Genomic DNA, 11,667 nt, shown 5'->3' with positions numbered 1-11,667 from the left:
TGTTTCGGAATCGTATTTATGTTTTTATTAAGCGGATGTATTAGTTTTGGTAAAGAAACTACAGATACTATATACTTAATTCCTGAAGAGTACGAAGGGGATTTGATTGTTGTGTACAACGTACCTGGTGCTAAGTTGTTACCGAAGGAAGAGGAGTTTAGTATTGTCACTTTTGCAGCCGACGGGACTGCTTTGACATCTACAAAAAATATGAAATATGGCACGGTAAACGATTTATATTACACAGTAAATAAAGAAGGTCAGCGTACAAAAATTGATTCGAGCTGTATACACTTTGCTTCAACTGGAAGTAGAAGCGAAAATTCGTGGGAATTTCCAGTTGCAAACTTAGAAGTAACTCGTACAGCATGTTCTCAAAAATTTTCAGCAAATGGCAGAGAGGTACCAGAGAATCAAGAACATCCTGCTGAAAAGAAGATGAGAGATTTAATGCAGCATGTACAAGAACAGTATATGAATAAAGTGAAATAGTTATTATGTTAGATTGCAGAAATTTAAAGTGGTGGAAATTGAAGAGAGTAGTAGTAAATGGAGGGTTTTGTAATGCAACAAATTGAAAAAATAGGAAACTCATTTTGGTATATGACACCAGTTTCTGAAACAGATAGACCTATATTAGGAATGGTCGTTGGAAAAGAAAAAACGTTAATGATCGATGGAGGGAATTCAGAGGAACATGCACAATTATTTTTAGAAATGTTAAAAGAAAAAAATGTATCGAATCCTGATTTTGTAGCACTAACGCATTGGCATTGGGATCATATTTTTGGATTATCTGTATTACAGAATGCATTAACTATTTCGCACGCTGAAACGAAAAAAGAAATGCAGTCAATAGTATCTTATGAATGGACAGATGAAGCGTTGGATGCACGCGTGAAAGAGGGTACTGAAATTGCATTTTGTGCGGATTGCATAAAAAAAGAGTTTGAAGAAAAAGCGAGAAATATTAAAATTATTCTTCCAACCTTAACGTTCCAGGATCAAATTGAATTAGACCTTGGTGGAGTGACATGTGTGTTAAAACATGTGGGCGGAGATCATGCACATGATTCAGTTGTTATTTACGTGAAAGAAGAAAAGATATTATTTTTAGGAGACTGTATATATGTAGATATCTTTTCTTCAAAGTGGAACTATACGACGAAAAGAACGTTTGCATTAATAGATGAATTAGAAAAATTTGATGCTGAAACCTATATCCTTTCTCATGGGACAGCTATAAATCGGGATGAGTTTTTACAAGAAATGCGTTTACTAAAAACAGTAGGAACTTATACTGAAATACATAAAGGCGATGAAGGGAAGATAAAGGAAGCGTATAAACGAGACATAGATAGAGAATTAAATGAAGATGAATTAGAAACAATAACGTTTTTTGTAAATGGTTATGAAATGAATAATCTGTAAAATACAAATCTAATCAAATAGCATTAAATTATACAAAAAGAGTATTGAGAGTAAGTGCAATACTCTTTTTGAAATTAAATTTGAAGTTATGAAAAGTCATCAATAATCTCGACTACTTCAATTTCGCCATTAATGAGTAGCTCAGGGAGTTCGTTATTCACATTTCCTTTCCAATATTCTCTAGCTTGTTCCATTTTTTGAGAAAAAGGAATAGCATCTTCTTTCGGTAAAAGATTCCCGTCACCTTCAAAAGAATTTCCGATTACTCGTAGTTTAACAATCTGCAAAACTTCTCGATTGTAAGAATCAAATAACGCTTTCCATTTCAAAGCATCTTCATAGCTTTTAGCAGCATATAAACAAGACAATCTTGACGGATAATTAGGATATTCTTGCAGTCTAATCATTTCCACAATCGTTTCTCTAATGGCTCTAATTGTTTGATCCATGTAATTCATAACTACTGTAGCATTTTCATTCTTTATATGTAATTCTTCATTTGTATAATGCTCTTTTAAAATTTGCATAGAATCTTTACCACTAGAATTTAAATGTTCTCTTTCAAAAAAGAAGTGGAATAGGGTATTTGTTTGATTTTTATTAAATTGAATGATCTGTCCGATCTTCATTTTCTTCCTTGTTACGATATGATATACGAAAAATCCTTGTTCATTCATGGTTCTCCTCCTAGTAGTAATGTTTCAATGTAGTAGTTCAACATTGAAATATATAAAACCTTTATAAGTAAAATTGAGAATTTGGGATGAAAGTAAAGGAAAAATGTGAAAGCGTTTTAAATTTGTTCACAAAATGTTCACTTACGAAGGGGTTTCCAATATCGATATAATGACAAAGACTCAAAGAGAAAGGATGATGAATTTTGCCAACAACAAGAAAGGAAAACCTCCAATTTGGTATGATGATGTGCCTTGGGATGGTTATCGTAATGACGTTTTACAATTTACTAATGAATGGATCAGGAGGGCCAATTCATATTAAGGAGATCGCATTAGAACTATTAATCGGATTCATTATTGCACTATTAATTGAAATGTGTATCGTTGGACCTTGTGCGAAAAAAATTGTATTCATGTTACCGTTTGATAAATCGAAGAAAATAAATATTATTATTGCAATGGCGACAGCAATGGTAATTGGAATGGTGTTCTTTATGTCATTTTTCGGTATGGCTATGATGTATTTACATAATGGACTACATGGTGACTCATTCGTTTCAATGTATTTCTCAATTTTTATTAAAAACTTTATGATGGCGTATCCGTTGCAATTAATTATTATGGGGCCACTTGTGCGTTTCTTATTTGCAAAGTTTGTTTTAAAGAATAAAGTTGTAAAAGTAGTGTAAAATGATTCCTATTATTCGATTATAAAAATTTAATAATATTAATATACTCTGTGGCATGCAAAAAGAGGGTTGCAAATGCAACCTTCTTTTTACGTTTCTATAAGCTATACCGTGCCAAGGAATATAATATATATAAGAATATGTGCATTGATAGGATTATTGTTTGGATTGAACCAAATCAAAAAAGGATTGTACGTTTTGAGGGCTTGAAAAATTGTCAAATACAATAAAATCGTCTCCATGGTTCATAGTTATTTTTTTGATAAAGGGGATCGCAGACATCTCTAATACAACTCCATCCGTATGACTGAAATCTTCTATTTCAGTGTATTCGAATTCCCATTTTAGCCCTTTTCCAAACATGGCATCAGAGCAGAACAATAATTTTTTATTTGTAGCAGCTAAAATACCAGATCTGCTCATATAACCAAAATGTATTACGCAGTAGAGAGTAGAAAGAATATCTTCCTCACTGTTTAAGTGTTCTTTTATTGTTCTTAGATTCGCCTTCATGATCATGCCTCCTTATTGTTGAAAGTAAAGTGTAAAGTTTTCGTATCTATTTTATCATATATTAATCTTTTTTGATTTTACATCCTATAATCAAAAAATCCCTTTAGAATGGAAATATGTAGTGCTGATTTTTATGTAAGGAATGAAAAGAGAGGGAAGCCTTCTAGTTTTTGTACAATAAAAAGTAAGGGGTAGTGGTGTATGTGTGTGTACCATAATGCAAAGATATTTTAGTTAGAAGCGATGAAGTTCGCGGAACATGTTACAAAGAAAATTAGCTCAGCCTTTCTATGACAAATTCGTTGGTAGTTATAAGGAACTTTGAACTAAGAAAAGCCCCCACTCAATTAAGCTCGTTAAGAGGTACTAAGTGGGGGAGTCGACTATATAAGGTATTAATATGTTACTTCTCAAACCGCAAATGAACAAACTTCAACATCTTTATTAAGTTTACAATTCGTATCATTATACGCGTACTTCCATCCCAACCTTTATTTGTAGGTATATTTTTAAAGAAAGGGGAGCAGCTTAATACTTTTATGTTTGGAGACCATTTTTCTAATGTCTTTGGATTATTTATATAAAAATACATTAGAGCGCCATTATTACCAGATTTTTTTACTGTAGCATTTGAAAGATTTAGGGCAAATTTTGATTCAGCGTCAAAGTATAACTCGCCTCCAGGAAAACGTTTTGACATAGCGACTACAATCTTTTTTAAATCTTCTTCTTTAAAGTAATAAAACACGCCTGCTGATATGAACAGAATACCGTCATTTGGATCATATTTTATATCGTCAAACCAAGAAGTATCAAAAAATGATTTAGCTATACTAGTATTCCTCGATGTATCTTCAATTAAAGTTTTGCGAAAGGAAATGGCATCGGGCAAATCTAGATTATACCAATGTATCGTTCCATTATCAATTCTAGAAAAAGTAGTGTCTAGTCCGGAACCGATATTTACTATAGTAGCATTAGGGTGTTTTGTTATGAATTGTTTTATCGTATCGTCAATTTTTCGTGCACGGGTAATGTAAGTAATACATCCGTATTCGCCAAATGTATTTTCTATTGTTGAAAAGTCAAAATCAAATTCTTTAATAATTCGAATTGCTTCTGTATCATCTAAAATATTCTTATTTTTCTCACTACCGTATGCCCGTCCCCATAAGGGAATAAGCATCGTACCTTGTACTGATTGTAAATTTAATTTTTTAATCATAAAACATCCTCCGTTTAATAATAAACAATATATTTAGTCGTTATTTAACATTTTTGATAGCAGCATATTTGTTTTATATAGTCCGTAAGTTAAATCCCGCTGATCTTCTTCACTTAGTTTTTCAAGATTGTGAGTGAAATTATTATATATTTGTTTCCATCTCTCATAATGTACTTTTTTAGCTTTTTCTGTCAGAGAAATTAATATGGCTCTTTTGTCTACCGTATCTTGCTTTTTTACAATGTACCCGTTTTGTTCTAAGTTACGTACTGTTACACTTAATTGCTGTTTAGGTATGTTTAAATAACTAGCAATCATTTTTAAATTTACAGGCACCTTTTGCTGGGCGATATACTCTACTACGTGTTGCTCTAAATGTGTAAATTCAGAGGATTTCTCCGATAGTAATTTGAAAGTACCCGACATATTTAATAATAAATTCATGTATTCATTTAATAATTCATTTTGGGTCATTGTTTCACTTCCTTTATGCATTTAGTAAATATTTTATTACTATTTTTATTGTTAATCAAGCATTTCAATTAATAATAGTAAACGTTTTTTTACTATAATTCGTTTTTGAAACTAAATGAATTAAAATAAAAGAGCATAAGGGATGCTTTTAGGGGAGAAGAATATAAACGGAAACAAAATATTACTAAATACATATAACTAATGAATTCAATGTCTTTTTTAGTTATTATGTTGTAAATCATTTTATGATAAAATCTTTTACATAATTTAATAAAGGGGTAGTATTCTATGGGTTATTTTTCAAATGGTTTATTAGTTTTGTTTGTGCTAATCGTATGCAGTTGTATAATTTTTGGTTAATAATATAATGAGAGTCTTATATAAAGGAAGTTATCTCTAGTGAGATAACTTCTTTTTATTTTATATTGAGAAGGAATTCTATCTTTCTTATTGAAGTTTGTTCTAGTTATTTTCACGTCAATCGCAATTTTCATAAGGGGAATTTTATGGAACATTAACAAACTATAGAATAGGGAGTATTTACATGGAAAATAGTATACGCTACACAAGTGAACATCCTACAGATTTTAATGGATTATTAGCCTTATACGAATCTTTAGGATGGAATTCTCTTAAATTAACGGTGGATGAATTGGAACAAATGTGTAGACAAAGTTGGTATGCGATATATGCTTTTGATGATAAGAAGCTAGTAGGGATGGGGCGTATTATATCAGATGGTGTAATAACAGGCATTATTTGTGGTGTTTGTGTATTGCCAGAGTATCAGTCCATTGGTATTGGAAAAGAAATAGTAGAACGATTAATCCATCACTGCGAACAAAACAAGGTTATTCCTCAACTTATGTGTGTGGAAAAGTTGCAATCTTATTATGAATCTATAGGTTTTCAGGCATTTTCTGTTGGAATGAAAAAACATATTATAAGATAGTAGAGCTTTATATTTCCAGTTTACTCGTACATATTTTCACACTTCAGGATAAAGGAGAGTTGCTATATGGAGATTGCAAAAGGGGTAGAAATGTTACAACTTGAGTTTCAAGAATTTATAATTCACCCAATTCTTTTATGGGATGATGAAATGGCAGTTTTAATAGATACTGGTTTCCCTGGACAATTTGAAGATATTCAAGTAGAGATGGAGAGAGTTGGGGTATCTTTTGATAAGCTAAAAGTTGTGATTTTAACGCATCAGGATATAGATCATATAGGTAGCCTTCCTGAATTATTGGAGAAAGGTGTAAGCGATATTAAAGTTTATGCACACGAGCTAGATAAACCATATATTGAAGGGGAGTTTCCTTTATTGAAGGATGGACAAATAAAGAGTCCACCAAGTGGAAAAGTAAGTGATACTGTGATTGACGGGCAAGAACTTCCATATTGCGGTGGGATACTAATTCTACATACTCCAGGGCATACTCCGGGGCATATTAGTTTATATTTGAAACAAAGTAAAACTCTTATTGCAGGAGACTCGCTGTATAGTGTGAATGGAAAGTTAGGAGGAATTCACGCCCCAACAACTTTAAATATTAAAGAAGCGCAGCAGTCTTTGAAGAAGTATTTAAATTTAGATATTGAATCTGTAGTTTGTTATCATGGTGGATTAAGTAAGGGAAATATAAATATTCAAATTCAAAAGTTGTAAAGGTAGGAAGTGAAATTTTTTTGTTAAATAGTGCTAAAATATAATTTAAGTACGAGTATATAAATAATAAAAAAACATGTTTGAATTTTTTAAACATGTTTTTTTTATTAAATGGAATCTATTCATATTAACGGCCTAATCCGTTCCAATAAAAAGAAACAATTTCTTGTGCTAATTCATCTATATTTGTAAGAATAGGATTGTGATTCTCATCTTTAAAATTCCCAATTGATAATAAAGATACGAATGCATGAGCCACAAACTTAGCGTTCCCTTTTGGGATTTCTCCAATTTGCATCGCGTTATCGAGTGCTTTTTCTAATACTTCATACATGTTGTCTTCAGCATGTTTTAATTGTTTCAATTGTTCTTCAGATAAAGATAGTTTTGCATCTTTCATAAAATTCTTCATATCAATATCCATCGTTGCGTGTAAGTATACTTTAGCAAAGTCCAATAATCTTTCTTTTAAAGTCTTATTTGTAGAAAGGATTTGAAACATATTCTCGCGTATACGTACCATCATTTGAATCATAGTAGCAGTAAATAAATCTGCTTTTGTTGAATAGTAATAGTAGACGGTTGCTTTCGTAACACCACAAACTTTTGCGACTTCATCCATGGAAACGACTTGATAATTTTGAGTAAGAAATAGCCGAGTTGCCACTTCCAAAATGGTTTCTTTTGTAGATTTTGTATTTTTATTTTGACGAGGCCTTCCAAGAGGACGTTGTTTTTGTTCCAAATCTATTCGCTCCTGACATGTATTGTTAAGATAATTATAACACAAATTTTTATTCATTCTTGATTAATTAACCGACCAGTATATATAATTAATAGTGGAAGAGAAAAGGAAGGTGGGTTTTATGAAAAAGCACCGGTTACATATGTTAGGGAGGTTTGTAGCAGGGAAGCATACACAATGGATAACTTTATCGGTATGGATTTTTATTACATTAGTACTTTCATTTACGTTACCACAAGTAAACAATACGAAAGAACCGAATCCGAAAAATTTACCTGAAACAGCTATGTCGCAGCAAGCGGAAGCACTTATGAAAAAAGAGTTTCCGAATAATGCAGGGAATCCTTTATTAGTAGTATGGTATAGAGATGGTGGATTACAGTCGCAGGATTATAAACTCATACAAGACGTTTATAAAGAGTTAAAAGCTAGTCCTTTAAAGGAACAATCAACGTTACCACCATTTGATACAATCCCGGAACAAGCATTATCAAAAAGTGCATCAAAAGATGGTACATCATTTGTTACACCAGTATTCTTTAACAAGTCAGCTGGAACAGATATATTAAAAGGAAATCTTGATGATTTAAGAAAGATAGTGAATAGTAAGGTGGATGTAGATCCATTTAAACAAAAAATAAGTGATTCTGGATTACATGTTCGATTATCTGGACCAGTAGGCATTCAAACAGATGCAGTTAGTTTATTTAGTCAAGCAGATGTAAAATTATTAGTTGCTACTGTATTACTCGTATTAGTCCTATTAATTTTGCTATACCGTTCACCAATTTTAGCAATTTTACCTTTACTTGTTGTTGGCTTTGCATACGGTATTATTAGTCCTACACTCGGTTTTTTAGCTGATCACGGATGGATTAAAGTCGATGCCCAAGCGATATCAATCATGACAGTGTTATTGTTTGGTGCTGGAACGGACTATTGCTTATTTTTAATTTCGAGATATCGGGAGTACTTGTTAGAAGAAGAAAGCAAATATAAGGCGTTGCAACTTGCAATTAAAGCTTCTGGCGGGGCAATAATAATGAGTGCATTAACTGTTGTACTTGGATTAGGAACATTATTACTTGCTCATTATGGTGCCTTTCATCGGTTTGCAGTGCCATTTAGTGTAGCTGTATTCATAATGGGAATTGCTGCTTTAACAATTTTACCAGCGTTATTATTAATTTTCGGTAGAGCTGCATTCTTCCCGTTTGTACCGAGAACAACTTCGATGAATGAGGAATTAGCAAGAAGGAAAAAGAAAGTAGTAAAAGTTAAAAAATCAAAAGGTGCCTTTAGTAAAAAACTTGGAGATGTTGTAGTACGTAGACCGTGGACAATCATTATGCTTACTGTATTTGTATTAGGTGGATTGGCATCATTTGTACCACGTATTCAATACACGTATGATTTATTAGAATCGTTTCCAAAGGATATGCCTTCACGCGAAGGGTTTACGTTAATTAGTGATCATTTTTCAGCTGGTGAACTAGCGCCAGTAAAAGTTGTTGTTGATACGAAAGGAAAAGAGCTTCCTATGAAACAAGAACTAGAGAAATTCTCTTTCGTAAAAACAGTTAAAGAGCCAAAAGATGGGAAAGAAAATAAGCAAATTAAAATGTATGAGGTTTCTTTAGCTGAAAATCCATACTCAATTGAAGCGTTAGATCAAATCCCTAAATTGAAAATCCATGTAGAAAAAGTATTAAAAGATGCTGGGGTTACCAAAGCTGAAGATCAACTATGGATTGGCGGAGAAACAGCTTCATTATATGATACAAAGCAAATTACAGAACGTGATGAAGCGGTTATTATTCCAGTAATGATTAGTATTATAGCTTTATTATTACTTGTTTACTTACGATCAATTGTCGCGATGATTTATTTAATTGTAACAGTTGTTTTATCATTTTTCTCTGCATTAGGAGCAGGATGGATATTACTTCACTTCGGTATGGGAGCACCGGCCATTCAAGGCGCAATACCTTTATACGCATTTGTATTTCTAGTTGCTTTAGGTGAAGATTATAATATCTTTATGGTTTCAGAAATATGGAAAAACAGAAAGACACAAAATCATTTGGCTGCAGTAAAAAATGGGGTTATACAAACAGGTAGTGTCATTACATCAGCAGGTTTAATTTTAGCAGGAACTTTTGCGGTATTAGGTACACTTCCAATTCAAGTTCTTGTTCAATTTGGTATTGTAACTGCAATTGGTGTATTACTAGATACGTTTATTGTAAGACCATTACTTGTACCAGCAATTACAGTTGTTTTAGGTCGCTTTGCTTTTTGGCCAGGGAAACTTTCGAGAAAGAGTGAAGAGATACAAAAAGTGGATGCATAGTTGAAAAAGCCAAGGATATTTTCCTGGGCTTTTTTCAATGTAATTAATTTTTTGAAGTTAAATCATCAGATGTAGTATGATCAGCATCTTCAATAGCAGTTTCTGGCATTCCATATAAGCCGTTCATTGCTTGTTCTTCGATATTAAGATTTGCAGTATTATTATTTTGAATAGGTGTAGCGTTTTCGGTAACATTTTCTTTTTTATTTACATTTTTGTTATTCATGTATGAATCCTCCAAATTTCATTTGATTTATTTATAGTATGTGGATAGGTTTCCATAAATATGTGAATGGATTCTTATAGATGTTATATAATTAAATAAACAATTAGTGTGAAATGTAAACTGTTAGGAGTGAACAATTATGGTGAAAGCAAGGAAATTAGCCTTCTAAAATAAAAAGAAAATTTTAGGAGGCTATTAAAATGAAGTTTCATGTAATTGACAGAGAAAAATGGAATAGAAAGCAGTATTTTGAACATTATCTAAAGTTGAAATGTACATTTAGTATGACTGTGCATGTTGATATCACAAGGTTATTAAAGGAATTACATCAAAAGGGAATAAAATTTTATCCCGTTTTTATATACTTAATTTCTAAAGTAGTAAATAATCATAAAGAATTTCGAACATCTTTTAATGAGGAAGGAGCTTTAGGATATTGGGAGGAAATGATCCCAAGTTATACAATCTTCCATAAAGATGATAAATCTTTTTCAAGTATATGGACGGATTATTCTAGTGATTTTCACATTTTCTATAGAAACTATCAAGAGGATATGAGGTTGTATACTAATGTTCATGGTCTCTTCACGAAAGAAAACATTCCTCCCAATGTTTTTCCGATTTCTAGCATACCTTGGGCTAGTTTTACTGGATTTAATCTAAATATTAATAATGAGGGTGATTTTCTATTACCGATTATAACTTGTGGGAAATATTTTAACGAAGAGAATAAGGTTATGTTACCAGTTTCATTGCAAGTACATCATTCGGTTTGTGATGGGTATCATGCGAGTCGATTCCTAGAGGATTTACAGCAACTAATTAGTAATTGTAACAAATGGCTTAAGTAATTTTTATTTTTTAATGAGAATAAGTTTTGATATTTAATAGATAAAGTAGAAAATAAAAAGAAGAGCATCTGTATATTTTACAGATGTTTTTCTTTTTATACATGTATATTATTTTTTTTGTGGAAAATATAGATGTATTCGTAGTTTAATAGAAGAGAGATTAATAGTTTGAAGTTTCTTTATTTTTAAATAAATATAAAAGTTGAATGATTTATCGGTTTTAATAGGAGGGGAAAGTAGAATGGAATTTTTACGTATTGAAAATGATGAGGTTTTAATCAATAATATGGCACAGTTATATTGTAAAGCATTTGAGAAAACAAATTTCAATGAAATAATTGAGCGAATGAAAAGACATGTAGAATATACAGATTTTAAAGGTATAGTAGCAATAAATGATGAAAATGAAGTGGTTGGTTTTACTTATGGTTATCGCTCATTAGAAGGACAGTACTATAATCAATTAATGAGAGAAGCGTTGAATCTAGAGCAAGTAGAAGAGTGGTTACAAGATTGTTTTGAATTTGTAGAGTTAGCAGTTCATCCACAATATCAAAATGAAGGTCTTGGAACAAAATTACATAATGAATTACTAAAAAGGATTTCAAATAGAACGAGTGTTTTAACAACGCAAATAAATAATGAAAAAGCGCGTTCGTTATATGAAAGATTAGAGTGGGTAAATATATTGGAGCCATTCCATCCAAGTAAAAATGATGTTCCATATATAATAATGGGAAAAACATTAAAAACAAAAGTGAATTGATAATTATTTTGTTCGCAAAGGTTATTATCTTGTAATAATAAAGGG

Annotated in this window: 14 protein-coding genes; 8 read left to right on the top strand and 6 right to left on the bottom strand. The window is 31.6% G+C overall.

Annotated features, from left to right (window positions below; genetic code table 11):
- Together MR083_RS24730 and MR083_RS24725 are read left to right on the top strand one after the other, a co-directional pair.
- On the top strand, nt 1–492 hold a 492-nt coding region (locus MR083_RS24730; protein ID WP_242269982.1), incomplete at its 5' end, for a DUF6843 domain-containing protein.
- 72 nt (nt 493–564) lie between these two features.
- The gene (locus tag MR083_RS24725) at nt 565–1,431 is read left to right on the top strand and encodes an MBL fold metallo-hydrolase (protein WP_001184062.1); all 867 of its coding nucleotides are present in this window, start codon (nt 565–567) and stop codon (nt 1,429–1,431) included.
- Between the two features lie 86 nt (nt 1,432–1,517).
- On the opposite strand, the gene MR083_RS24720 is transcribed toward MR083_RS24725, so the two are convergent.
- The gene (locus tag MR083_RS24720) at nt 1,518–2,108 is read right to left on the bottom strand and encodes a DUF2441 domain-containing protein (RefSeq protein ID WP_001005237.1); all 591 of its coding nucleotides are present in this window, start codon (nt 2,106–2,108) and stop codon (nt 1,518–1,520) included.
- Between the two features lie 203 nt (nt 2,109–2,311).
- On the opposite strand from MR083_RS24720, the gene MR083_RS24715 reads away from it, so the two are divergent.
- The gene (locus MR083_RS24715; protein ID WP_001143418.1) at nt 2,312–2,797 is read left to right on the top strand and encodes a DUF2798 domain-containing protein; all 486 of its coding nucleotides are present in this window, start codon (nt 2,312–2,314) and stop codon (nt 2,795–2,797) included.
- A 156-nt stretch (nt 2,798–2,953) separates the two neighbouring features.
- Here the strand turns inward: MR083_RS24715 and MR083_RS24710 are convergent, their stop codons facing one another.
- The 3 genes from MR083_RS24710 to MR083_RS24700 all read right to left on the bottom strand — a co-directional run bounded on the left by MR083_RS24710 (nt 2,954) and on the right by MR083_RS24700 (nt 5,009).
- Nucleotides 2,954–3,310: a PH domain-containing protein gene (locus MR083_RS24710; RefSeq protein WP_000646624.1), complete on the bottom strand. Its 357-nt coding sequence runs from the start codon at nt 3,308–3,310 to the stop codon at nt 2,954–2,956.
- Between the two features lie 403 nt (nt 3,311–3,713).
- Nucleotides 3,714–4,535 carry a class I SAM-dependent methyltransferase gene (locus MR083_RS24705; RefSeq protein ID WP_242269981.1) on the bottom strand — a complete coding sequence of 274 codons (822 nt, stop codon included), beginning with the start codon at nt 4,533–4,535 and terminating at the stop codon, nt 3,714–3,716.
- A 33-nt stretch (nt 4,536–4,568) separates the two neighbouring features.
- Entirely contained in the window at nt 4,569–5,009 is a 441-nt protein-coding gene (locus MR083_RS24700) for a MarR family winged helix-turn-helix transcriptional regulator (protein ID WP_242269980.1), read from the bottom strand.
- A 544-nt stretch (nt 5,010–5,553) separates the two neighbouring features.
- On the opposite strand from MR083_RS24700, the gene MR083_RS24695 reads away from it, so the two are divergent.
- Together MR083_RS24695 and MR083_RS24690 are read left to right on the top strand one after the other, a co-directional pair.
- A complete protein-coding gene (locus MR083_RS24695; protein WP_000431728.1) occupies nt 5,554–5,961 on the top strand; it encodes a GNAT family N-acetyltransferase in 408 nt (135 codons plus the stop codon).
- Between the two features lie 66 nt (nt 5,962–6,027).
- Nucleotides 6,028–6,681 (top strand): MBL fold metallo-hydrolase, encoded by a 654-nt coding sequence (locus tag MR083_RS24690; RefSeq protein WP_000401486.1) that lies wholly within the window; start codon nt 6,028–6,030, stop codon nt 6,679–6,681.
- Between the two features lie 127 nt (nt 6,682–6,808).
- On the opposite strand, the gene MR083_RS24685 is transcribed toward MR083_RS24690, so the two are convergent.
- Nucleotides 6,809–7,432, bottom strand: a complete 624-nt coding sequence (locus tag MR083_RS24685) for a TetR/AcrR family transcriptional regulator (RefSeq protein WP_073569364.1) — start codon at nt 7,430–7,432, stop codon at nt 6,809–6,811.
- A 115-nt stretch (nt 7,433–7,547) separates the two neighbouring features.
- On the opposite strand from MR083_RS24685, the gene MR083_RS24680 reads away from it, so the two are divergent.
- Nucleotides 7,548–9,779 (top strand): MMPL family transporter, encoded by a 2,232-nt coding sequence (locus tag MR083_RS24680; protein ID WP_000716608.1) that lies wholly within the window; start codon nt 7,548–7,550, stop codon nt 9,777–9,779.
- 43 nt (nt 9,780–9,822) lie between these two features.
- Here the strand turns inward: MR083_RS24680 and MR083_RS24675 are convergent, their stop codons facing one another.
- Complete coding sequence (locus MR083_RS24675) at nt 9,823–10,005, bottom strand: DUF4021 domain-containing protein (protein WP_001060704.1); 183 nt, start codon at nt 10,003–10,005, stop codon at nt 9,823–9,825.
- A 200-nt stretch (nt 10,006–10,205) separates the two neighbouring features.
- Between MR083_RS24675 and catA the strand changes: the two genes are divergently transcribed.
- Together catA and MR083_RS24665 are read left to right on the top strand one after the other, a co-directional pair.
- Entirely contained in the window at nt 10,206–10,856 is a 651-nt protein-coding gene (catA, locus tag MR083_RS24670; protein WP_000668545.1) for a type A chloramphenicol O-acetyltransferase, read from the top strand.
- A 241-nt stretch (nt 10,857–11,097) separates the two neighbouring features.
- Nucleotides 11,098–11,622, top strand: coding sequence for a GNAT family N-acetyltransferase (locus MR083_RS24665; protein WP_000395071.1), 525 nt, complete (start codon nt 11,098–11,100; stop codon nt 11,620–11,622).
- Nucleotides 11,623–11,667 lie beyond the last annotated feature (45 nt).

Source organism: Bacillus cereus group sp. BfR-BA-01408 (assembly GCF_022663305.1).
Taxonomy (GTDB): Bacteria; Bacillota; Bacilli; order Bacillales; family Bacillaceae_G; genus Bacillus_A; species Bacillus_A pacificus.
Note: the sequence above shows the minus strand (reverse complement) of the source record. Positions and strands in the feature narration are given on the sequence as shown.

Coding starts and splice junctions, on each gene's coding strand:
- MR083_RS24700 (WP_242269980.1), bottom strand. CDS start 5,009: ATGACCCAAAATGAATTATTAAATGAATACATGAATTTATTATTAAAT.
- MR083_RS24680 (WP_000716608.1), top strand. CDS start 7,548: ATGAAAAAGCACCGGTTACATATGTTAGGGAGGTTTGTAGCAGGGAAG.
- MR083_RS24720 (WP_001005237.1), bottom strand. CDS start 2,108: ATGAATGAACAAGGATTTTTCGTATATCATATCGTAACAAGGAAGAAA.
- catA (WP_000668545.1), top strand. CDS start 10,206: ATGAAGTTTCATGTAATTGACAGAGAAAAATGGAATAGAAAGCAGTAT.
- MR083_RS24690 (WP_000401486.1), top strand. CDS start 6,028: ATGGAGATTGCAAAAGGGGTAGAAATGTTACAACTTGAGTTTCAAGAA.
- MR083_RS24695 (WP_000431728.1), top strand. CDS start 5,554: ATGGAAAATAGTATACGCTACACAAGTGAACATCCTACAGATTTTAAT.
- MR083_RS24710 (WP_000646624.1), bottom strand. CDS start 3,310: ATGAAGGCGAATCTAAGAACAATAAAAGAACACTTAAACAGTGAGGAA.
- MR083_RS24675 (WP_001060704.1), bottom strand. CDS start 10,005: ATGAATAACAAAAATGTAAATAAAAAAGAAAATGTTACCGAAAACGCT.
- MR083_RS24725 (WP_001184062.1), top strand. CDS start 565: ATGCAACAAATTGAAAAAATAGGAAACTCATTTTGGTATATGACACCA.
- MR083_RS24705 (WP_242269981.1), bottom strand. CDS start 4,535: ATGATTAAAAAATTAAATTTACAATCAGTACAAGGTACGATGCTTATT.
- MR083_RS24665 (WP_000395071.1), top strand. CDS start 11,098: ATGGAATTTTTACGTATTGAAAATGATGAGGTTTTAATCAATAATATG.